Origin of the sequence: Thalassotalea euphylliae (assembly GCF_003390375.1) — a bacterium.
GTDB lineage: Bacteria > Pseudomonadota > Gammaproteobacteria > Enterobacterales > Alteromonadaceae > Thalassotalea_F > Thalassotalea_F euphylliae_A.
In genome coordinates, this window is the sequence record NZ_QUOT01000001.1 from 1453979 (window position 1) to 1476810 (window position 22832).

Consider the following 22832-nt stretch of genomic DNA (forward strand, 5'->3'; position numbering starts at 1 on the left):
CTATCTGCATAAGTTTTTTTCATAAATCGCTATGCAATAAAAGCTGTTCGCTAAACCGTCGGCCCTATTGATTTCAACTGATATCATTTAGGAGGCAGGTTATGCCCACATTACAGGCTTACAATATCTCGTATCAATTTGATAACGGCGATACTCTTTTTGAAAATTTATCTTGCTCGTTAACCCAGCGACGAGTTGGTTTGGTTGGTAGAAATGGCGTTGGCAAATCACTATTCGCATCAATCATCAGCGGTGAGCAATTGCCATCAACAGGCACAGTAACTCCGCCAAATTCATATGCGGTTTACCGGCAACAAGCTAGCGAGTTACTTGGCAGTGAACTCTCGATTGCCCAGTACTTTGGAGTTAGCGAAATACTCACCGCTATTAAAAACATTGAATCAGGCGATTGTGATGGTAGGTGGTTTGAAATAGCTGGCGAGCAATGGCATTTACCCGCCCTACTTCACGAACAACTTGCAACTTTGGGCTTACCAAAAGACCTTAATTTTCCCTGTGCAAAACTTAGTGGTGGTCAGCTAGCGCGCTTGCAACTATGGCAGTTATTTAAAAGCGATGTGCAATTACTGATACTTGATGAACCTTCAAATCACCTTGATGAAGGCGCGAAGCAATGGCTGATAAATGCCATTGAAAACTTCACTGGCACCATTTTACTGATCAGCCACGATCGCTCGCTGCTGCGTGAAATGAATGAAATTTGGGAGCTTTCAAGCACAGGGTTAAGTGGTTATGGCGGCAACTATGATTTTTATGCAAAGCAAAAGCAAACTGAACAGCTAGCCATAGAAAGACAGTTAGCACAGCTAAACAAGGTACAGCAAAAGCTAGCGAGACAAGCGCAATTAAACCGTGAAAAAGCAGAGCAGCGAGCAGCCCAAGGAAACCGCCTGCGAAAAGGTGGCAGCCAATCAAAAATACTGCTCGACTTCAAAAAGGGTAAGGCAAGTGCAAGTAACGCTAGTCGCAATAAAAGCGCACAAGCTCGACAACAGCAATTACAATCCCAAACGCAGGAGCTATGCCAAAAGCACGAAAACATCAGCACACAAAAGCTCTATATTGCAACGCAGCAAAGTAGCTCGCACAAAGCTATTTCAGTGCTTAATGGCGTATTGCCCTTTGGCAAAAAACGCCCTATTTCATTGCAGGCTTTTGCCAACAACAAGCTTCACCTTAAAGGCAATAACGGCTCAGGTAAGTCGACATTATTAAAAGGTATTTTAGGAGAAATAGTGCTAAGCCAAGGAGAGCTATTGGTAAATACGCCAGTGTGCTATCTAGACCAACACTTTGGCGTTATCCAAGAGGATGAATCTATGCTAGCGAATATGATGACACTGTGCGAAGGTATGACAGAAACCTATGCTAGAACCTTACTTGCTGGCCTTGGCTTTCGTCGTGATGCGGTCTATCGCATTGGTAAACAACTTAGCGGCGGTGAAAAAATGAAGCTTGCAGTGCTAGTGATTAGCCATCAAGCCCATCAGCCATTTTTACTGCTCGATGAGCCAGATAACCATCTCGATTTAGCGTCAAAGCAGTTGTTAGCAAAAGCCCTTCTCGAATACCGTGGCGGCTTTATCTTGATCAGTCACGACCTTGATTTTGCACAAGAATCTGGGGTTAACTGTGAATATCAATTGTGAACTCCATTTGTAAGCTTTGCAGCGTGAGGCTGACTGTGCTTTTAACAACAAAGTGCCTTCCATCTCAAAATACTTTTCGGCAATAAGAAAAATACTAACTCTCAATATTGCCAAAATAATGTTTTAGTGCTGCCAGTGCCGCTTGCATTTTATAGGTATATTTTTTATCACGAGTAAGAGCGTAAACACTGTGTTTTTCGATTTGCCAATCAGGTAGTAACGGCACAAGCTCGCCGTTATCAAGCAAATGCTGAATTTCTAAGGTAGGCAATTGAGCAATACCTAGCCCTTCCTGTACATGGCTGATAAGCGCATTAAGATCATTAAACACATAACGTAAGGCTGGTTTAAAGCTCGCTGGAGCCGATTTAGCATGGTGTAAAACCACCTGGTTTAACACCCCTTTCGCTTCTATTTCGCCTAGTCCTAACCAAGTGTGATCGCCCAGCTCTCGCGGGGTGACTGGATTACCGTGCTGTTGCAGGTATTTAGGGCTAGCGCAAATAACTTTAGTCGCTTTACCAAGTTGGTGATAAATATAGCTAGAGTCTTTCGCCTCTCCGCAATCAATCACAATATCAATACGTTCATCAATCAGATCAACCGTTTCGTCGCTGGCGATCAACGATAGCTTTAACTCCTTGTGCTCTTTAAACAAGGGAGCGAGTGCTCGTGCTGCGGGTTTGGCCGCCAAGCCTACGGGTAAGGCGATGCGAAGCTCACCACTAATCGCGCTTCGACTCTGATGAATCACTTCTTCTGCCTGCTCTGCTGCGGCAAGCATTTTCTTGCTTTGTAGGTAAAACTTTTCACCAGCTTCTGACACATTGATACGGCGAGTAGAGCGATACAGCAAAGTTACGTCTAGCTCACTTTCTAGCTGATTGATAAATTGGCTTACCGCCGGAGGACTAATACCCAGCTTAGCTGCTGCTTCACGCATCGAGCCAGCTTCCACTACATGGCAAAAAACACCCATCAATTTCAGACGATTAAGTAATTGAGAATTCATATCATTTGTAATTACAATTAAGCTTAGCTTAACAATGATATAAGGAATCACCGTCTATTTAAAGCTTAAGCTTACTTCTATAATGCCCGCGATTTTTCCTACCTCGCATCACAAAAGCTTTTTAGCTAAGTGAAATAAGCCAAGCAGAAGCTATTTAGCTTCTTTTTTGTAATCAACTAACCAAATGGTTAAATGATTATTCAAAACTTAATTTGGTAGATACGAATCATTAGCACCTACATTTTTACAAGCAATTGTGTTTTGTTAAAAAGCACCCTGCCGTTTGTAAGTGAGAGGAAGGTACTAGCGCAAAGTCTCCTTCAAATGTTTGTTTAAGCCGCCTTAATAAGTGCTCGCAACACGTTAAGTAGATGTGAAAAACACTAAAAATATTAAAAACAAGATTGAACTCTTTATTAGAAATTCAGTTGAACTCTCTATTCAAGACATGGGAAAACACATGAACCGTTTTAAGTTATCGCCGTTAGTAATCGCGATGATGGCATTAGGCACAAACGCCAATGCCGAAGCACCAGCCGAAAAAAACATTGAGCGCATTAGCGTATATGGTCAGCACAATGAGCTTATCCTAAACTCTGGTACCGCGACTAAGTCAGATATGGATTTAATCGAAATTCCAGCGGCCATTGTGGTGGTAAGCAAAGAGCTTATCGACCAGCAAGGCGCAACTGGCCTGCAAGAGATACTAAACAATATCAGTGGTTTAAACCAAGCTGGTAACAACTATGGTATTGGTGATAACTTAGTGATTCGCGGTTTAGGTGTTAGCTACACTTACGACGGCATGTACGCAGGTGGTGGTTTAGGCAATAGCTACAACCCTACTCGCTCAATGACAAACGTAGAAAGTATCGAGGTATTAAAAGGCCCTGCAACTGGGCTTTACGGTATTGGCGCTGCCGGCGGTATAATCAACCTAGTTGAGAAAAAGCCACAGCGTGAAGCCACATACCACCTGCGCGCTAGTGCTGGCAGCTGGGACAGCCAACAAGTAATGTTTGACGCAACTGGCCCAGTGACTGATCAATTAGCCTACCGTTTAGTCGGTAACTACGAAAAAAGTGACGGCTACCGCGGCTTAAGCGATGAGCGCACCGAACTGTATTCAACTTTCTTATTAGACAACATCGACAATCACGCACTAACGTTATCAGCCGCGTATATTGATGACAGCGTACAAATTGATTCAATTGGCCATCCAGTTAGAATTTTAAACCACGACAGCATCAATGGTAGTCCAAACGATTGGACGGCATTAGTTAACGACAGCGATGCCGATGGCGACGGTGTACTTGGTATTCAGTTAACTGACGCTCAGCGCCAACAATTGGCTGATTCAATTGTCGCAACCGACGGTTTCCAGCCTTTCGATTTAGGCAACGGTGCGTTAATTTCGCCATTATCGTCACCAAACAAAGGTGAAGAGCTGCGCGTTAAATTAAAGTCTGAGTGGCAAATTAACGACGAAACTCGTTTAATCCAACAACTACAATATCGTGATTACGAGTCACAATTTGTTCGTCAAACCGGTGCATTTAACTATGTTTACTGGAATCGCAATGGTGAAATCAATGCCAACCCACGTGCTCCGCTGGTGATTGACGATGTGCTTTACCCATATGCTGCGCGCCGCCAAGAGTACCGCCGCCAGTACTCAGACGAGCAATCACTACAATACTTCGCTGACTTACAAATCAAGTGGCAGTGGTTAGGCATGGACGGTGAGCACTTAATCAGTGCTAACTATGAAGACCGCGATATGAGCGTGAAATCATGGTCAATTTACGATGCTGATGGCACTTCTGCCGAAAACGCTGTGCCTTACATTTTAGATATCAGAAACCCTAACTGGCCGACAGACTCGTTTGATGACTACGCGCCATCTTTACGCTCAAACTACGACAAGAACGTAAAAGCTGCGGGCATTAGCATTCAGGAAGTTATCTACTTTACTGACAGCCTAACGGGTCGCTTTGGTGGTGCTTACACCAAACTTGAGCAAACTTACCAACACAAAGGTACAGATCGTTCACCACTGGCAACCGAGGAAGCAGACACAGACGATAAAGGTTTCACTTACAACTTAGGCTTGAACTACCGTATTACACCTGAAATTGCAGTATTTGCTAACGCATCAAAAGGTCGCACGGCGTACAGTATTTTAGGCAGTATTTCGAGCTCTGAAACCGATAACCGCCCTGATTCTGAGTCTGAATCAATTGACTTAGGTGTGCGTTTTACTGCGCTTAACGAAGAGTTAATCGGCTCTGTAGTTTGGTTCGACACGCGTCGTACTAACTTGCGTTACAACAACCCGTTGTTTAACGACAATCCAAACGATGCAGAATTTAACATTGACGTGCCACAGTACTTCTATAACGACGAAGACAAAACCCGTGGTGTTGAGTTCGACTTAAACTTAGCGATCAGCGAAACCTTCTCAATGAATGCTAACGCGACATATCAAGATGCTGAGTTAATTCGCAACAGTAACCGTGGTACAAGTACCCCAGTATCTGGTCCAGTAAAAGGTATTCCTGAAAAGTTTGCCAGTGTTTGGGCTAACTACCGCGATCATTTATTCGGTTTACCGGGCGAGTTAAACGCCAGCCTTGGCTTAACCTATGAAGACGAGCGCAGTGTTAATTCAACTGGCTTTGGCTTGCCAGTATCGGCACTAAGTAGCTACAGCGTTTGGGATGCCGCATTCGGTTACGAACACAAAAACTGGCAAGTAAAAGTTAACCTAAACAACATTTTCGACAAAACCTACTACTCGAAGGCAATGTTCTTAGGTGGTCTGCCAGGTGAAGGTCGCAACGCGAAAGTCACCTTCGACTACAACTTCTAACAGTCGTTTTAGTAGACGTTTATACAAACCATAAAGCCAGTGCTCGCCACTGGCTTTTTTCAGTTTTTTATTATGCCAAATACTCTAACTATTACACTTCGCTTAGTTGCCGCCACACTTGGCGCATACGCATTGGCTGTTGCCAGCAGTTTGGCGATGGTGCCCTTATTTATCAAGCTGCTTGGCAGTTTAGTCACCGATGCCGTTTATGCTGCGACTATGTGGTCATATGTGGTGTTTTTCGCCGTGTTTATTTGCGCTTTTTCGGTGGGCTCACTCAACCGTTTATATTCAGGTTTACTGGTTAGCGGTGTGCTGTGTTTAGCAATTCATTTTGCTTTTGTAAGTCCGGCTACTGATTCAACCCCAAACGCCAAACTAACAAACTCAGTACTTCAAGTGATCAAAACCAAAGCAGGTAAATAAGATGAAAACGACCTTTCGAAAATCAATGATTTGGCTGCACACATACGTTGGCCTGCTAGCTGGTTGGCTACTATTTGTTATCTTCCTCACAGGCACGCTTAGCTATTACAATCATGAAATTACCCACTGGCTGACCAATGGCAAACACTCGCCACATTCACAACAAGTATTACTCGACAATGCCTTAAGTAAACTTCACGCAGAGGCACCCAATACTAAACGATGGCAAATCAGCCTACCGGACGAACGCGGCAGTGGCTATCGCGTATCCTATCGCGAGGTTAATGCCGAGCCGAATGGCAAAAGAGCCAAACGCGTTTCACGCGACATTGACCCTGTTACGTTGGAGTTTGCCGATCGCCAACAAATTCATGGCGGTAACTTTTTTCGCACCTTCCATTACACACTATCGCTCAGGCAATGGGGCGGCCGCTACGTAACAGGTGCTGCCGCAATGGCGATGCTTATTGCACTCTTTACTGGGATTTATACGCATAGACGATTTTTTAAAGACTTTTTCACCATTCGTCGCAACGAGCCGAAAAAATTCACTATCGACTTACACGCAATTCTTGGTGTAGTCACCATTCCGTTTTGCTTTGTTATTTGCGCCAGCGTGATGCTGATATATATCAGCATGTATCAACCGTTTGCCATAGGCCAATACTTCGATAGCTATCGCGCGCTTGACAAGCAGGTTTCTACTAGCCACAAGCCGCTACAGCCAGCCAAACAAATTGCGGATAAGCCAATTGAACTAGAGGCTTATCAATCACAACTGAATGAACTACTCGGCCAGCACTGGGAAACACAGCACACGCTTGAGGGTTTAACTATCAATAACCCAATGGATAACAACGCCCAGCTTGTCTTTGCAAAAGCAAAACATGAGCTGTTATCGAACAAAGCCGAAACTTTCGCATTGACACGCAGTGGTGAGCTACTGCCAGAGATTGAAGCTGAGCGAACACCGCGTATGGTAAGACGCATTTTTTACGGTTTACACGAAGCACACTTTGCGTCGCCTGCACTTAGAGCGACTTTATTTGTCTTGGGGATGATGGCAACTGTGCTCATTGCCACAGGCATGGTGATTTGGCTGCAAAAACGCCAAGCCAAGCAAGGAAAGCAAGCTAATCAAGCCAAAGCAGGTCATACATTCGTAGAAAAAACGAATAACGGTATGTTTTATGGCTTATCGCTTGCTGTTGGCATGTATTTTTTATGCAGTAAATTAATACTTGCTGCTAACTTCACAGCTACTTTTAACTCGCTAGACAGTTTTTCAGGAATTGATATCAACGCTTTTTTTATCACTTGGCTAGTTGCGGTTTTGCTGTCTTGGCTACAGGGCATTAAGCAAGGTAAAAAATGCTTACTGATGCTGAATTTCATTATCTTCTCAATCCTATTGGCGATTGAGTTGGGCTCTTCGAACCTTGTAAATGTCTTTTCAGAGAATGAGGAAACCGTCGTTGCCTATTCCTTTGACACAGCCAAAGCCACCATTAACTTTTGGCTGTTGCTGACTTGTGGTTACTTTTTTACGGCACTAAAAAAGACACTAACCACAGACAAGCTAGCCAAGCCATCAGTTCCATCATCTAAAACACTTACACCATTAACAGAGGCAAGGAGATAAAGCATGGCTAATATTTTAAGTGTTATCGCCCTACTCTTCGCCATTGTTTGCCTATCGTTAGCGATGCAAAAGCATTACAAAGCATGCTTTGACGGGCGCTTAAATGAAAATAAAGAAAGGCGACTTAAAATGAGTGGGTGGTTGTTAATGGTAATTTCAATAGCACTGGTAGAGCCGAAAGGTATTAACTATGTGGTTTGGACTTGCCAACTAGCACTGGTTATTTTTTTACAAGCTTGGCTGCTGAGTGCCATCGCTGAGCGAAAAACTGGTCTGAAACAAGCAAGAAAAGCGAGATAAGGAAAAGTAAGCTTTTGCAACAAACCATTATTAACAAAAATATAAAACAGATTGCATTATGTAACCAATAATAAATTTTAAATAAACATTCTAGTATAGAAACACAGCTTGATTGGCGATAAGTCAACCAAGCTATGCGTTACAAAAGAACCCACTAACTAGAGAATTTATTATGAAATATCAAGGTTTTCAGACATTCACTACAGATCAACAAGATGGCATTTTAACCGTTACCTTTAATTTTGGAACCGTCAATGTGCAAGGGCAAGAAATGCTGGCAGATCTTAACAGCCTAGCCATGCGATTTGAGCTCGACCGCGACACCAAAGTGGTTGTTTTCCAATCCACCAACCCTGAAATTTGGGTTTGTCACTACGATACTGAGCTACTCAAGGATATGTCAGAAGAAGCAGTATCACGAGAAGATGCCCAGCTACTTGACCTGCAATCGGTTTGTGAGCGCATTAGCAAAGTACCACAGGCAACAATTGCCAAGCTTGAAGGCTTCGCCCGTGGTGGCGGTCATGAACTGGCACTGGCACTAGATATGCGTTTTGCCGCACGCGGTAAATTCAAAATTATGCAAATGGAAGTGGGCATGGGCATTTTGCCTTGTGGCGGTGGAGCTTCACGTATGGCACGTCAAGCAGGATTAGGTCGCGCATTAGAAATTATCCTTAGCGCTCGCGATTTTGACGCTGATGAAGCAGAAGCTTACGGCACCATTAACAAAGCCCTAGAGCCAGATGAAATTGGCCCATATGTCGATAAATTAGCGCAGCGCATTGCTAAATTCCCAGCTGAATCCATTAATGCGTGTAAGCAGATGGTGTATGAATCAATCGATAAGCCTATTGATGAGGCGCTTAAAGCGGAAGCTTACTGGCTTTACCAAGCCATCAGTAAAACTCCTGCAATTAAGCGTTTTACCATTGCCGACGAGCAAGGCTTGGAGCATGAGATGGAAAACCAGCGCAATTGGGAAGAGTTAGTGATGAAGGTGCAAGATATTAACTAACAAATATTACTCTGAGTAGTCGCTAAATAGTACTGAGAGTACATGCCAAGTAGTGCAGTGTTATCCCCCTGCACTATTTGGTTAATTGCATTATTTCATTAGTCTAGATTTAAATAACTTAGGCAACTAAAACACACCGTTTTCATTGCGAATATTGCCGCCACTGATTAACGAATAAAATCGCATAAAACCATCCAGCGCTTGAATTGAGTCCCAATGCTCCACAATTCGACCATTCTCTAAACGCCAGGTATCAATAATATTCATGCCTTTTTGATCGTTACCGCGATGTTCTTTTTTCAACGTGGCATGCGAGTGAAATATCACATAGTCACCGTCAACATAGATGTGTTTCACGTCATAGCTATAGTCTGGGTAGTCTTCAACAAATTCTTGTAAAAAGCTTACCAAACCGGTGACTTTATCTGGCAAGTTACGATTGTGCTGTGTATAAGCGCTGTCGTTATAGCGCTGTAAAACATAATCAAAATTGTGATTGTTCATTAAGTTTTGCACAAAATCAGTGATCACTTCCGCATTCTCAAGTTCTTGCGCTGTCCAATTGGCTTTTTGCAAAGATGCCAAGTCAATAATAGGTTGCTTAGCGGCATTAGCCGTTGCCACACTAGTTAATACAACAAATGCTAATAATGTTATTACTTTCCACATAAGTTTTTCCTCATTAGATATTTAAGCTCAATAGTTACTTATGTATACCAACATAAACAAAAGAAACTTAAGAAACAAGAACGCACAAAAGCATGCCCTAGTTACCTTTTAGTGCCTATAGGCATTGAATCAACTGAGGAAAAACATATAAATTTTAAGGCTGAACATTCGAACAACCATACACTAAGAGCTTGATTAATAAGAGGTATGTTAACTAATAAGCGCGATGGATACAGTTTAAAGGAATTGAGTTGTAACGAAAAAGGCAGATAGTCGCCTATCTGCCTTCTTTAGCATTGAGCGTAGTAAACGTATTAAGCCTAGAAGCTCCACTCATAACTTAGCGCCACATTTTCAGAGCCTGGGTTGATATCGCCAAAGCCCGCATTAGAAATATGGCCAAACTCAAATTTAACCGCTTGCTCTGCATTAACGTGATAGCGAGCTATAAAACGGCTGTAAAATTCAATATTGTCGCCAAGCGCTTCAGTATGTTTTAAATACCCAGCAGAAAAGCCAAACCCCGCGGTAACATTGGGCATCACTTGCCAATAACGATTAGCACCAACCGCATAATATTGGTTGCCATCAACATCCGACATAAACATAAATGTTGGTTTTACGTTATATATCGTAGGAAGCGTATGGTAGTCATACTGAACAAAGAACGCTTCCGTTGTAGTAGAGTCGAATATTCCCCAGTTAGACACACCGATACTTGCTGTTTGACCTGTCACAGTATCAGCCATACTGATTGAGCTTGTTAAGCCCAGCGCAACGAACGATGCTGGCACGAGGAAACTTTTAAAGATTTTCATACTTTCACCCCATTGGTTAAAACTGTCTACTGCTCAAATTATCGGCAAGGATAATGCTTCAACCGCTCCATTACCGTTATCAAATGTTAACTATTGGTTATTTATTTTGCCGGCAGCGACAATCGCAATAAAAACCATTAGCGTGCCGCGCCAGCTATATGCGATTCAAACAGCTGGCAACAGCGATTAACCAGCAACTAAAAAGGCGCAAACGAATCCTTAGCTGTTTTTGGCATGGTCCAGCGCTCCTCTGCTGACAAAGCCTCAGCTGGCATAATATTTCTAGGAATTTGCATACGGTCGCCATACAACCAAAACACTAGATTCGAACGCTGACCAGATTTGATCGGCTGCGCCGCATGGGCAACACTGCCGCGATGAATCAAGGCTGTACCCGGCGCAAACGATAGGCGTTTAATGGCACCGGTTTGACGATCATAAAAATCTACCTCAGAGCCCGTAAACTCTTCACCCGGCAAGTTCATATTGATATTTAACGTAGCCGCCGACGCATCAGTATGAAGGCGCAATGAAGTATCAACGCCAGCTTGGTACTGAATCGAAAAGCCGAAGGTTTGCGTATCGTAACCCGTAATATCGGGGAACAACATCCGAGCGATTGGTCGCATATAGCTATTCATCAGCTCCTGATAAAATGCCTGAAAACTGGGAGCAGCTAGATAACCTTCTGAACGTTCATCCAACATAGCGCCAAAACGATTAAGGGCGATACCGTAAGGTGGCCTTAATGGAATACCCGCATCGGCCACTTGGGTAAAATAATCGCGTAATTCGGCTAAGCGCTCAGGATTAAAAAACTGCGTTTGATAAACACCCGGCGCCACTTCTTGCCATAAGTTTTTCACCTCAGATTCAGTAACTGGAGTTTGCCAAGCTTGATTAACCGCTGCGCGCAGCTTGTTATCGAACAAGTCGTCAGTTAATACAGGTAAGGTGCTTTGCTCAGTCTGCTGCCACTCTTGCCATGCGCTGGTAAACAATTCGCGATTATCATCCCAAAATGCTTGTACAGTAGGCGCCCGCGCTAACATGGCATCACGCGAAGGCAATGCTAATGCCCTCGCCTTCGCTAAGCTCGGCGTAGATAAGCTCGATGTAGATAAATTTGTAGAAACTGCTGTGTTATTCATTACTGCCTCCAAATCGATTACCTAAAAGCAAATGCTATTAAGCACTTTCTGTTAGGTAATTGCTGCAACGGCTTTAACATGAGAGAGCCGCAAAAAAATAAGTGAAAAATTGATGGCGGGAAATTTATTACATTAAGATAAATGAATAAACAACCAATAAAATAATACAGTATTTCTTTATTGTTAATAATAAAGATATACGCTATGGAATGAGGCCTTGCTTCACAGCGCTGTTTTGAGATGCCTAGAGCTAGTTAGAGCGACAGAGATAAGCCGACTACTGCTACTGATTGTTCTCACTTTGTCACTAGTGTTATGGTTTAATGCCTATACCTAAACAAACACTGCGGCTAAACACAGTTTTGCTAAGCAAGCTCTAGCTAAACAAAACGCATGCTTGAAACGCATGATTGCAGTCAGCAAGACAGCAGTAGTAATACCAGAAATAGTATCAAGGAGATCACCCAATGCGTTTATGGACGTACAAGCGCGCTTTTCAATACGAAAACAATAATTATGAAGTCAAATTTAGCTTCACTTTCACCACTTACACCTCTCAACTATTTTGCAATAACACCATAATTGACCAAGTTACTGGCACTTTTGTTGAAGGCTTGCCAGTGATCAAACACAAAGTTGAGCCGCCCACTATTCAAGGTGTTGATGGAAGCAGTGAATTAATTAACAGCAGTTTAAAAACAGCGTTCACAGTATCTGTGGGTTATATCAGCCTTTGGAAGGTTGGTATTGAAGTTAACAATAGCATTGATAATGAAGACGGAAACAAACTGATCTACGCCAGCCATCCCGGCAAAGACATCCACTACGGGGTAAAGATGGTCGGCAAACTTAATAGCGCTCATGTTTCACCACAAACGCAAGCAAAAATGGAAGTGCAACGCCAAAAATGGCAACAAAACAAACATTCAATATTTGCCGATATCGGCCTTGGTTTGGCGTTTTTTGTCGTTGCTAAAATCACGGGGGATTTAACGATTGCCGCCTTGACAGGGGTAACCTTAGGGCTAGCACTGGTAGTACTCCAACGTTTTGTAAAAGTAGATCTGCTCGGTGGTTTTGCCGTTTTTGGCACTGTTATGCTGATGATCTCAGGTATTTTTTCGCTGGTGTTTCAAAGTGAATATCTAGTGCAACTCAAAGGTACATTTATGGGGCTAATAAGTGCTTCAGTACTGTTAATTGATGGCTTATTCAGAAAAGGTAGCTACTTTGGCGCACGCTTTGAGCGCTACCTTAACGCTCCTATTGCGCATCAATTTTTTGTCATTGGTCTGGCGGTGATAGGTGTCATAATGGCGGGGGTAAACTACCTAGTCGCCAACTACATGAGTGAAGATTTTTGGCTTAACTACGACACTTTTCTAGAAATGCCTTTGTATTTTGTATTGTTTTTTACCTTAGTTTGGCGGGCAGGTATGACAAATCGAACGGTAAATTAAGCTCAGCAAAAGGAGCTAAGCTCATTAAAGAGAGCTAAGCTCCTTAACTATTCAGTTATTTGACCTTTCAGCTATGTTTCCCAGCTATTTCTCCCAGTATGGCACCTCACCATAGTACTCAATAAAGTAATCGATAAAGGCACGTACTTTTGGTGCCAGTAAACGTGAGCTTGGATAAACCGCCCAAATCGCGGTATCGGTTGTTAATGGGTAGTCTTTTAGCACTTGCACTAGCTCACCTTTAGCTAGCGCTTTATAGGCACACCAAATTGAGGTTATGGTTAATCCTGCACCATCAATACAAGCATCGCGAATCGACTCACCATTATCAATGCGAATAGCTCCCTTAACTTTAATTTTTTCAATGCCATTGGGGGTTTGAAAATCCCAGTGGTCAATACCAATTAGGTTAATACACTCGTGATTGAGCAAGTCGGCAGGCGTGCTAGGTTCGCCATACTTTTCAATATAGTCAGGTGATGCACAAATGATGCGCCTGTCAGCGGCGAGCTTTCTGGCAACTAAGGTTGAATCATTTAAAGCGGCATTGCGAATGGCAATATCAAAGCCCCCTTCCACCATATCAACTATGCTATCACTTTGCCTAAGATCCACTTTCAGCTCAGGATGCGCTGTTACAAACTCTTTTAACGCCGGCACGATATGCATTCGCCCAAACGATGATGGCGCGGTAACACGAATCGTGCCTTGCGGAGTAAAGCTGCCAGCACCAACCGATGCCTTAGCACTATCAACCGCGTTAAGCACTTCTTCCGCATGGGGTAAAAACTCGCGCCCTTCCTCAGTTAACGAGACTTTGCGGGTCGTTCGGTGAATTAACTTCACCCCAAGTGACTCTTCCAACTTGTTAATATGCATACTGGCCACAGGAGGCGACAGGTTTAGTTCGCTACCGGCTTTACTAATATTGTGTAATGCAGCGACACGGACAAAGAGTCTAAGGTGGTCGTTGTTCATAATGAATCACTCGCTATCAACACCAATTATTAAATAAATCTTAAAACAGATTGCATAGCAGAGTCTATTATCAAGCTTTAATTCTGTAAATATACTTTCCTCACTTAATCGAAACAGCCATTTCACGGCTGACAATGTTCACAACAGAAGCACTGACTAGAGGCAATACAAGATGACAACGCAAATGAAGGCAATGATAATTAACGAATTTGGCGGTAGTGATGTATTTACAGCGACAGAGCTCGCTAAACCTGAGGCAACCGCCGGCCACGTTGTAGTAAAGGTTAAAGCAACCAGCGTTAATACCGTTGATACTATGATTCGCCAAATGGGTGAAGATTTAGCGCCATTGTCGCCGACACTACCCGGTGTATTAGGGATGGATTTTGCTGGTGTTATCGACTCTGTGGGTGAAGGAGTTATAGGCTTTGCTGTCGGTGATGAAGTGTATGGTTGTGCTGGCGGTCTAGCCGACTTACAAGGTGCATTAGCTGAGTTTATGCTAGCTGACGCTAAGCTTATCGCTCACAAACCAAAATCACTTTCAATGCGCGAAGCTGCGGCAATTCCACTAGTTGGTATTACCGCTTATGAAGGCTTAGTTCGCGCTGGTGTTAGCCAAGGTCAAAAAGTATTAGTGCATGGCGGCGCAGGTGGTGTTGGTCATATTGCCGTACAGCTTGCTAACTATTTCGGTGGCGATGTCTATGCAACGGGTGGTGAACAATCGCAACAAGCACTGATTGAAGAGCTAGGCGCAACCGCGATCAACTATAAAACTGAAAGCGTTGCAGACTATGTTAGCAAATACACCAACGGCGCTGGCTTTGATCCCGTGTTCGATTCAGTCGGTGCAGGCAATCTGATTAACTCGTTTGAAGCAGCGGCATTAAATGCCAATGTTGCCACTACCGTTTCTATGGTTGAGTTAGACCTTACCTTAGCCCATTTTAAAGGCTTATCACTGCATGTAGTCTTTATGTTAATTCCGATGCTACACAACCACAAACGCGAAGAGCACGGTGAGATTTTAGCGAAATTGGCTGAAATTGCTGATGCAGGCAAGCTAACACCAATTGTAGATAAAGAAGAATTTACCCTTGAACAAGTCGGTAAAGCCCACGATCGCTTAGCCAGTGGTCAAGCAATTGGTAAAGTGGTTGTTTCTGTCTAGCGTCCTAGTCAAACGTAAATAAACCAAAGCACAAAGAGAGCCGATTAGTGGCTCTCTTTCTCCCTTTTTTTAACTCAATATTTGAATCGGTATTACACCTTTTATGTACTAAGGTGCCCATGATTTTGTTTCGCATATCACAACCCTCTCCTCAATTTAACGCCTTGCTGCAACAAACATTGCCTATGCTAGTGGGCTTGCTTGCGATTATGGGTAATCAATTAATTGATAATGCATTTATTGGTCAACTAGGTGAGCAGCCGTTAGCGGTGGTTGGTTATTCATTGCCTGTTTATCAACTCATTATTGGCATACAGGTAGGGATAGGTGTTGCAACAACCGCTTGTGCGTCTGCGGCATTAGGCGCAGGTAAAACAAACTATGCGCGCCAGTTAGGAGCTATTGTTTTGGGGCTAGGCAGTGTATTGGTCACCATCGTATGTACCCTACTTTGGTACTATCAAGAAACAATTGCCAGCATACTTGGTGCTGATAATTCACTTTATCCATTACTACGCAGCTACTGGTTACCTTGGTTATTCAGCTGCTGGCTTGGCGCGTTATTGCATTTAGGCTACTGCATTTGCCGCTCTTTTGGCCAAGCACTGATTCCCGGAAAGGTGATGGTGCTAAGTAGCATTATCAACTTAATACTCGACCCTGTACTTATCTTCTATTTTGATTTGAATTTAGCAGGCGCAGCTTGGGCAACTTGTATCGCGTTTGGCATCGGCCTTATCGTAATTTTCAGAAGTATAATTGCCAGCTATTTCTTAATGTTGCCGGTAAATACTCAAGTAGTTCGAAAAGGTGTAAAAGCCATCACGCAAACAACACTGCCTGCCATGCTAAGCCAATTTTTACCGCCGCTATCAGCAATATTTGTCACTATGATTATTGCTGGCTATGGTAATTCAGCTATCGGCGCTTGGGGGTTAGCGAATCGCTTAGAATATATTCTGATTATTCTGGTTTTAGCGCTAACCATGGCATTGCCGCAAATGGTTGGTCGATTAAAAGGTGAAAAGAACTATCGCGATATCCAATCACTGGTAAAAAACGCACTGCTCTTTGTTGTATCTTTGCAATGTGTATTTGCGGTGGTGATTTGGCTAAGCGCAGATCTATTTGTGCAACTACTCACCCATGAGCAAGGGGTACAAGCTGTTGTTGAACAATACCTAATGATGGTGCCAATTAGCTACGGTTCGCTCGGTGTTTGCATGATCAGCATTTCAGTGTGCAATGCCATTGGACTGCCGCGAACTGGCTTAGTTATTTCCATTGTTCGTTTGTTTATTTGCTACCTGCCATTAGTGTGGCTGGGCGTTGAGCTTTATGGGTTAACTGGCGTCTTTATCGGCGCTTGCTTAGGTAACCTTATCTGCGGCCTTATGGCGTGGCAAGTATTGAGCAAGTACCTGAATAAATTTAACACTAATCTAGAACTAACTTTGCCAGCGGAGCAATCAGCTAAACCAATAGCACAAGCAAACACGCAAAGCTGATAGCCATACTTTTAAGAATATTGCTAACAATACTGTTTATAATATAAGGTCTACAACACTTAATACTACGTCACTTACTACAAGCACAAATGAGCTAGCTAAACTGTGCTAGCTAAAGATAGCAATAAGTGACGTATTTGAGCCTTCAAAATAAACTGGCTTAACAATAGCCGTCGCTTTTAACGAGAATTAGTTGCTGTTACCTCCATCACCATTACTATCACCGCTATTGCCATCACCGTCGGTACTATTTTCACTGCCCTCTTTCTTCTCGCATTTGGTGACTTTAATTGACTCGCTTTCACCATCAGCTTTAGTTTTCTTGTATTCAACGTCTTTGTTGCCCTTATTTAAGCCTGTTTCCACCACTTTCTTAGCTATTTTATCGGCAGCTGACTCCTTGCCCTCATCTTTACTTTGCGTCACATTTTTCGCTGCCGCATTAAAGGATTTAAGCACTTCTTTAATCTGCTCAGTCGCATCGGCATCGTTTAAATAGCCTTCTTTATGCAGCTTTTTGATCTGATCTATTTGTTTTGCTCCATCGCGTTTTTGATTCGCCATCACTGACAAGCTGGCAAAGTCTTTCGAAATAGAAGCCATATCGGTTGCCTGTTTTGCAGTTGTATTGAGTGCGCCTAGCGCATTTTTCTGGGTGCCTTCAAGGCCAGTAATATCGCTAAACACATCCCCTTGGCCGAGCAGTTTATAGGCATCAGCTAAACTGGAGGGCGCAGGTGCCGCGGCAGCCGTTTGAATATTGATCAGATTTTCCGGCAAGTCTTTCGCTTGCAAGTTACCCGGCTCAGCGCGGCGGCTACCGGTATCAAGCGCACCAATTTCAGGTGCATCACCACAGCATGGCACTTCGTCAAAGCGCCAATGACGGCTTTCATCGATAGTTTCACAGCTATTGCATTGCCCCATCACTGATTCGGCATAAACGCCTTTGGTTGGCACACTAATGCGGTATGGGTCGATAGGTGTGGTGGGTTGATAATAAGCCAGTAAATCTTGCACACCGCGAAATACTGGATCGAGTCGTTCACCGGGGATAACTTTCAGCACTAAGTTGTTGCCGACAATGCCCATCACTTTATTTTCCACCACGCTTGCGACACTACGACCACTGCTATTTGGCGCGAGGTAACCATCAAGTAAGCCAAACAGGCGACTGGCATCGATATTACTCCAAATCACTTTATGCGCTAGTTCCATATGTTCATTTAAAAATTGCACTAAGGCACTGGCGGCGTCTTGATCTTCTTTGCGCGGATTAGATAATTCGCGATTATTAAGTGGCGTATAAAGCTGCGCGGCATCTGAGGTTGGCCCCATATTAAGCAGTTCAGCAATATAAGGCGGCACAAATGGCCCAAGCGGCCCTTGGTTACACAAAATATCATTATTAATGCGGTTACTACGGGTGATGTAATCCCGCATATATTTGGTTTGATACCCTAAATGCATAGTGCGCAGAATGATTTTAGATGTTGATTTAACTGACGTACTGGCGGCCACCACCAAATGCTGAATTTGCCGACGAGTTACAGTGCCGGTACCAGCGCTGGCAAAGCCGATGCGCAATGGTACGCCTTTGCGATACGTCGACAGTAAGGTTAAATCTACATTGAGTAATTGCAGAGTGCCCACCTCGCTCACCGCATAAACCGACAGGGTATCAACAAACTGACGGACAATATCTGGCACGTATTGCTCTTCAAAAATCGCATCTTTTTCTTGATCGGTCAGTGGAACTGGGCGCTCCAAACTGATGGTCATTTTCTTATTAAACCAAGGAAAGTCGATGGTTAGATCGTACTCTTCCATTTTTTGCGCGGTATCGATGGCAGGGGTAAACGGCCGTGCTAGCTCAAACGACATGGTCATATAGCCGGAAAACGCTTGAATGACTTCGTCGGCATGGCTGCCTGCTGGCAAGTCGGCATTCACATAGTTAGTTTCAATGCGCTCGATGGCATCAAAACCTTTTAACAGTTTTCTACCATACATAAAGCGCTGCAAGGTGTGTCGCCAGCGTAGCACTTTTTGATGGTCAAAATGGCTCATGGGCATAGGCACGAATAGACATTCCTGTACATCCACCAAGTTCTGCTCAACCGCATAGTGTTTTAGTACTTCGAAATACTCTACGGTCATGGCATGGCAATGATTATTGTTTTTCACAACCTCAGTTTGCGCCCGCACATCTTCTTGCTGGCCAACTGTTTGGACGACAGTATTACGCTGACTTCTCAAGCTTGACGCCGATTGTGAGGTGCTATCTTGCAAGCGATTTAGCGCGCTAGAGGCTAAATTTCGCGATGATGACTGCGAGGCACTTGAACTGGAATTTGCGCCAGAATGGGCAACGCCACCAGCAACACCAAAAACAATGCCTTTAAAAAAGCCGCCAATACCACCGCCAATGCCACCAGAGCTAGACTTAGTGCGGTTAGACGATGAAGCCTGCATATTTTCATTGAGGTTAGCGCTCATAATTTCAGTAATATCACGGTCGCGCTCAATATTGGCGGTTAAGCTTTCGGTGGCAACAGTCGATTCATCGCGTCGCGCTTGCTCTGTTCTGTCCCAATCTAAAATAGAAATGCGTTTTTCCTGACATGGCGCCAGTGGCAAGCTATAAAGTAAATCCCCTAATGAATAGCCATCTGCTTTCCATTGCTGTTTAAAGTGCAGAATATGTCCATGGGCGATGGTGGTGTTTTCATAAATGGTGGGGGTTTCATCCCAGTCAATGCTGGTTTCTACGGTCAATTCCTGACGCCCTGGGTGATTGCGAATATAGGCGCGCTCTAACGCCAATACATAGCGCTGGCTGGTTTGTATTTCACGCATCAAATGCGTCAGCGTGGATTTAATCTCTTCGTAATTTTCATAAAAGTAGCGATCAATTAGCTCCATGCCAAAGCTAACGCCAGAATTATAGAAATAGTAGTACTCATCAAGTAAGCGGACAAAGCCTGCGATACTGTCGACAAACACTTGGTAATATTCTTTAATCTCAAGAATTTCTGGCAGCGATAAAATGCGAGTATTTGCCAATAAGTTTCGAATTTCTTGATACTTTTGCATTAGGCAAATAATGCCCATGGTTTCCCGTACTGGCTTTATCGGGCAAGGTTCAAACGGCAGGTTTTGATTACTGAGGTTATTTGCTAATTCAACCGCCATTCGGCGCAAGTTTGCTAACAAAATTTCTTTACTGTCTGAATCTGTGGCTTGCTTTTCAACCAGTACAATTACTTTGTCTAACTGGGCGGCAACTTGTTTGATTTGCTTGCTATCCACTTGATTGCCATTGGCAAGCGCTTCAATATCCACCAACACTTTATGCAGGTGCCTCATGGTGTCGCCATCCAGCCTGACTTGCTGTACATTTTTCACAAGCTCTGCCAGTAGGGCATTTATTTTGTCACTTTCAATCGCGTTGTGGGCAGCTAACTTTTCACAGAAGGATTGCTCTTCCTGCACGCCGTTTTTACCGCAATAAGCGGCCGCTAATTTCATTTCCAGCTCTTTGAGTTTTTGCTTACGTTTGTTCTGGGCAATGATCAGCTGAATAATATCTTGATAGTCAAAGCGCATATCTGGCGCGGTAATATCTAAACTGTTTAACACCAGCGGAGCGCGTTGGCCGATATCCAAATTAAGTACATAATTGCGGCGCGTGTAGGCTGGAATTTTCGATACCCGCTGGGCCATTTGGTTGGCAATTTCTACTTTAGCGCCGTTGCCCTTGCTGTCGCCTTCAATCTTTACTCCACCGTTATCATTAATTGGCTGAGCAGGTTTAGCCGCACCGCTATCTTCTTGCACGGCAAAGTTAAGTAATGACATTGAACTAAACGAAGATTTAAGCTTTGCAACGACACCAAAGGCAAGATCTGAATGAAGTTCTAACTGCTTTCTGACCTTATCGGTTTCACTAGCGGTAATGGTCAAACCGCGAATTTCTGGCTCTGTGGTTCGCACCGTTTGGTAAAAACTAAATTCTTCCAGTGTACGATTAGGCACTGTAAAGTCGATACACTTGCCACCCACATCTTGTGAAAATGCGCTGGAATTAACAAGATCGGCATTATCCGGCTGACTTTCTACTTCCGTATCACAGCCGCAGCCTTTTTCATCGTCTAAAGTGGAAAGATCGGTAACTAAAATAACATTGGCAGGGATGCGATTATCATCAAGTGGGATAACTATCGGCTCTTGTTCCATACCAGCAATCACCCCGTAGGCACTACTTGCTACTTGATTGGCAACAGAGCAATAAAAATAGCCGCTTTTATCGGTTTTCGCGGCGGCGATAGCGGTGAAAGACTCCAAACTAAACTCGGTTTCACTGCCTTGCGAGGTAAAAATCAGCACTTGCAAACCAACATTTTTGCCAGCGCCCGAAACATCAACCACCCTCCCTTTGACTTTGATAACTTGTTCGGTAACAGGGCTAATATCGCCCACCGAAACGAGTTTAGGGTTCACTTTAATTTCAAATGGCTGGCTGTTGTCGGCGGAAGTCATATTGATATTAGCGGCATTTAAGCTGCCATGGCTCACATAGAGCTTGGCGAGCAGCTCGCCGTTAGGGGCGTAAACTTCAAGGGTGACGGCTTCATCAACCACGAGGTTTGCCGGTGGGACAAAAAACCGAAACTCACCATTGGCACTTACGTCAACCCTATCTTTGCTAAACACTGCTTGTCCAGCAATTTCGCGGCTATAAGAGACTTTGACAAAATGTCCTTGGTAACCTGAGACCAAGTCACTATCGGTTGAGCTTAAAGGGATTAATTGACCGTTGACACTTAACATATCCATAACACGTCCTTTTCATCATTGAAGATAGAAAACTAACGATTGAAAATTTGACAATAAAAATTGGCGTTACCCAGCACTCATGCCGGATTATTTATGGATAGAAAAACTCTGAATGGGCTGCCTTGTGACACTAATTGATAGTCGTAACTAATGCCTGTAATATCCGGCAGACGCTCCCCAACAACTTCAAACAACGAAACGACTCCGTCCAATACTGCTGTTTTAGAAACTGGGTACCTTGCAGCAAACTTGTTTGCTCAGCTTTAGTGTAGGTGCTGTATGGCCTAGGCTCAATGTGACACCGGTAATTACCGCAGGTGTTTAACCTTACTCCTTGATTTTTCACCAGTTAAAAAGCGCTTCCCTGTTAAAATTACCTAGTGTCACCATTTAACTACAGAAACCTTACTTAAATTATGGATAAATTTACCTTAATTAAAGACCAACGCCCCCGAATCTGCAATTTAGGTCTACACTTAGAAAACACTGATATATCTTTTAGTTAATTACCACTCAATTAAGACTTCATCAGAAAAGTTGATGGTAAAAGTGAGTTAATCAGTTCAGTTTTTAGATAAATAATTTCAAGGATTGCGCTTAAGTAAACGGAGGTAACGATGGCAAAGCAAACCCATGATGTGAACGGCCAACAAAAATCACCTGAAATCGCTAATCAATTGGGCCAGCTAGGCCAACTTCGAGACATTTTATTTGGTGAAGATAAACGTGAATTTGAAGCACATTTTTCAAATATAGAACAATCACTTTCAAACCAAATAGAACAGTTGACCTTGTACGTGAATCAAGAGCTTAAATCTCTGCGCGAAGAAATAGAGAAGCAGGTTCAATTACTTAATAATCAGTTACTTGATAGTGACCATGCGCATAATGAGCGCCAAGATCACATTCAAGCTTTTGTCGATACTACCGCAGATCGATTGTCTAACTTTGAGCAACAAACTCAGCAAACAAGCGAGCAAATCAAACAAAATGCGGCCAATGCCACTCATCAGCTCAATGAGCAGTTATCTCAAGAAATTGCCCAATTAGCAGAGCAGTTTAATGACAAGTTAATGTCCATAACAAGCCAACTTGCCCATGACAAAGCTGATCGCTCTGTACTTGCCAACATACTCAACGCGGCAGCTTCACAGCTCAATGCCTTAGATAGCGCACCAATGACAAACGAAAACCCGAACGAAGCTATGCCTAAAAATAAGCCTAAAACTAACCCTAAAACTAACCCTACAGCGAGCGCTAAAGGGAAAGACCGTTAACGAAAATCGAGCAGGACT

Annotated in this window: 16 protein-coding genes; 10 read left to right on the plus strand and 6 right to left on the minus strand. The window is 43.5% G+C overall.

Translation table 11 applies throughout. The features are described 5' to 3' along the window. Window positions 1–101: 101 nt before the first annotated feature. On the plus strand, window positions 102–1670 hold the full coding sequence (locus tag DXX94_RS06490; protein WP_116014657.1) for an ATP-binding cassette domain-containing protein: 1569 nt from the start codon (window positions 102–104) through the stop codon (window positions 1668–1670). A gap of 94 nt (window positions 1671–1764) precedes the next feature. Here DXX94_RS06490 and DXX94_RS06495 read toward each other — a convergent pair whose 3' ends face one another. Beyond that, window positions 1765–2682 (minus strand): LysR substrate-binding domain-containing protein, encoded by a 918-nt coding sequence (locus DXX94_RS06495; RefSeq protein WP_116018343.1) that lies wholly within the window; start codon window positions 2680–2682, stop codon window positions 1765–1767. Between the two features lie 460 nt (window positions 2683–3142). Here DXX94_RS06495 and DXX94_RS06500 point away from each other — a divergent pair, with 460 nt between their 5' ends. The 5 genes from DXX94_RS06500 to DXX94_RS06520 all read left to right on the plus strand — a co-directional run bounded on the left by DXX94_RS06500 (window position 3143) and on the right by DXX94_RS06520 (window position 8940). Next, a complete protein-coding gene (locus DXX94_RS06500; RefSeq protein WP_116014659.1) occupies window positions 3143–5554 on the plus strand; it encodes a TonB-dependent receptor in 2412 nt (803 codons plus the stop codon). Between the two features lie 72 nt (window positions 5555–5626). Further along, on the plus strand, window positions 5627–5980 hold the full coding sequence (locus tag DXX94_RS06505) for a hypothetical protein (RefSeq protein WP_147302246.1): 354 nt from the start codon (window positions 5627–5629) through the stop codon (window positions 5978–5980). Window position 5981: 1 nt separating this feature from the next. Beyond that, the gene (locus tag DXX94_RS06510; protein WP_116014662.1) at window positions 5982–7622 is read left to right on the plus strand and encodes a PepSY-associated TM helix domain-containing protein; all 1641 of its coding nucleotides are present in this window, start codon (window positions 5982–5984) and stop codon (window positions 7620–7622) included. 3 nt (window positions 7623–7625) lie between these two features. Next, window positions 7626–7922 (plus strand): DUF3325 domain-containing protein, encoded by a 297-nt coding sequence (locus tag DXX94_RS06515; protein ID WP_116014663.1) that lies wholly within the window; start codon window positions 7626–7628, stop codon window positions 7920–7922. Window positions 7923–8094: 172 nt separating this feature from the next. Further along, window positions 8095–8940: an enoyl-CoA hydratase/isomerase family protein gene (locus DXX94_RS06520; protein ID WP_116018345.1), complete on the plus strand. Its 846-nt coding sequence runs from the start codon at window positions 8095–8097 to the stop codon at window positions 8938–8940. Window positions 8941–9066: 126 nt separating this feature from the next. Here the strand turns inward: DXX94_RS06520 and DXX94_RS06525 are convergent, their stop codons facing one another. The 3 genes from DXX94_RS06525 to DXX94_RS06535 form a co-directional block, all read right to left on the minus strand. After that, window positions 9067–9609 carry a nuclear transport factor 2 family protein gene (locus tag DXX94_RS06525; RefSeq protein WP_116014665.1) on the minus strand — a complete coding sequence of 181 codons (543 nt, stop codon included), beginning with the start codon at window positions 9607–9609 and terminating at the stop codon, window positions 9067–9069. A gap of 320 nt (window positions 9610–9929) precedes the next feature. After that, a complete protein-coding gene (locus tag DXX94_RS06530) occupies window positions 9930–10427 on the minus strand; it encodes an acyloxyacyl hydrolase (RefSeq protein WP_116014666.1) in 498 nt (165 codons plus the stop codon). A gap of 197 nt (window positions 10428–10624) precedes the next feature. Beyond that, window positions 10625–11578: a 2OG-Fe(II) oxygenase gene (locus DXX94_RS06535; protein WP_116014668.1), complete on the minus strand. Its 954-nt coding sequence runs from the start codon at window positions 11576–11578 to the stop codon at window positions 10625–10627. A gap of 467 nt (window positions 11579–12045) precedes the next feature. Between DXX94_RS06535 and DXX94_RS06540 the strand changes: the two genes are divergently transcribed. Continuing rightward, window positions 12046–13038: a septation protein IspZ gene (locus tag DXX94_RS06540; RefSeq protein ID WP_116014670.1), complete on the plus strand. Its 993-nt coding sequence runs from the start codon at window positions 12046–12048 to the stop codon at window positions 13036–13038. 84 nt (window positions 13039–13122) lie between these two features. Here the strand turns inward: DXX94_RS06540 and DXX94_RS06545 are convergent, their stop codons facing one another. Then, complete coding sequence (locus DXX94_RS06545) at window positions 13123–14016, minus strand: LysR family transcriptional regulator (RefSeq protein ID WP_116014672.1); 894 nt, start codon at window positions 14014–14016, stop codon at window positions 13123–13125. A gap of 184 nt (window positions 14017–14200) precedes the next feature. On the opposite strand from DXX94_RS06545, the gene DXX94_RS06550 reads away from it, so the two are divergent. Together DXX94_RS06550 and DXX94_RS06555 are read left to right on the plus strand one after the other, a co-directional pair. Then, window positions 14201–15190 carry a zinc-dependent alcohol dehydrogenase family protein gene (locus DXX94_RS06550; RefSeq protein WP_116018347.1) on the plus strand — a complete coding sequence of 330 codons (990 nt, stop codon included), beginning with the start codon at window positions 14201–14203 and terminating at the stop codon, window positions 15188–15190. Window positions 15191–15315: 125 nt separating this feature from the next. Further along, window positions 15316–16698, plus strand: coding sequence for an MATE family efflux transporter (locus DXX94_RS06555; RefSeq protein ID WP_258872112.1), 1383 nt, complete (start codon window positions 15316–15318; stop codon window positions 16696–16698). A gap of 189 nt (window positions 16699–16887) precedes the next feature. Here the strand turns inward: DXX94_RS06555 and DXX94_RS06560 are convergent, their stop codons facing one another. Next, entirely contained in the window at window positions 16888–21537 is a 4650-nt protein-coding gene (locus tag DXX94_RS06560; RefSeq protein WP_116014675.1) for a hypothetical protein, read from the minus strand. 617 nt (window positions 21538–22154) lie between these two features. Between DXX94_RS06560 and DXX94_RS06565 the strand changes: the two genes are divergently transcribed. Further along, a complete protein-coding gene (locus DXX94_RS06565) occupies window positions 22155–22814 on the plus strand; it encodes a hypothetical protein (protein WP_116014677.1) in 660 nt (219 codons plus the stop codon). The last annotated feature ends 18 nt before the right edge of the window (window positions 22815–22832 follow it).

Coding starts and splice junctions, on each gene's coding strand:
- DXX94_RS06520 (WP_116018345.1), top strand. CDS start 8,095: ATGAAATATCAAGGTTTTCAGACATTCACTACAGATCAACAAGATGGC.
- DXX94_RS06550 (WP_116018347.1), top strand. CDS start 14,201: ATGAAGGCAATGATAATTAACGAATTTGGCGGTAGTGATGTATTTACA.
- DXX94_RS06510 (WP_116014662.1), top strand. CDS start 5,982: ATGAAAACGACCTTTCGAAAATCAATGATTTGGCTGCACACATACGTT.
- DXX94_RS06495 (WP_116018343.1), bottom strand. CDS start 2,682: ATGAATTCTCAATTACTTAATCGTCTGAAATTGATGGGTGTTTTTTGC.
- DXX94_RS06540 (WP_116014670.1), top strand. CDS start 12,046: ATGCGTTTATGGACGTACAAGCGCGCTTTTCAATACGAAAACAATAAT.
- DXX94_RS06505 (WP_147302246.1), top strand. CDS start 5,627: ATGCCAAATACTCTAACTATTACACTTCGCTTAGTTGCCGCCACACTT.
- DXX94_RS06560 (WP_116014675.1), bottom strand. CDS start 21,537: ATGGATATGTTAAGTGTCAACGGTCAATTAATCCCTTTAAGCTCAACC.
- DXX94_RS06500 (WP_116014659.1), top strand. CDS start 3,143: ATGAACCGTTTTAAGTTATCGCCGTTAGTAATCGCGATGATGGCATTA.
- DXX94_RS06530 (WP_116014666.1), bottom strand. CDS start 10,427: ATGAAAATCTTTAAAAGTTTCCTCGTGCCAGCATCGTTCGTTGCGCTG.
- DXX94_RS06545 (WP_116014672.1), bottom strand. CDS start 14,016: ATGAACAACGACCACCTTAGACTCTTTGTCCGTGTCGCTGCATTACAC.
- DXX94_RS06525 (WP_116014665.1), bottom strand. CDS start 9,609: ATGTGGAAAGTAATAACATTATTAGCATTTGTTGTATTAACTAGTGTG.
- DXX94_RS06565 (WP_116014677.1), top strand. CDS start 22,155: ATGGCAAAGCAAACCCATGATGTGAACGGCCAACAAAAATCACCTGAA.
- DXX94_RS06535 (WP_116014668.1), bottom strand. CDS start 11,578: ATGAATAACACAGCAGTTTCTACAAATTTATCTACATCGAGCTTATCT.
- DXX94_RS06515 (WP_116014663.1), top strand. CDS start 7,626: ATGGCTAATATTTTAAGTGTTATCGCCCTACTCTTCGCCATTGTTTGC.
- DXX94_RS06490 (WP_116014657.1), top strand. CDS start 102: ATGCCCACATTACAGGCTTACAATATCTCGTATCAATTTGATAACGGC.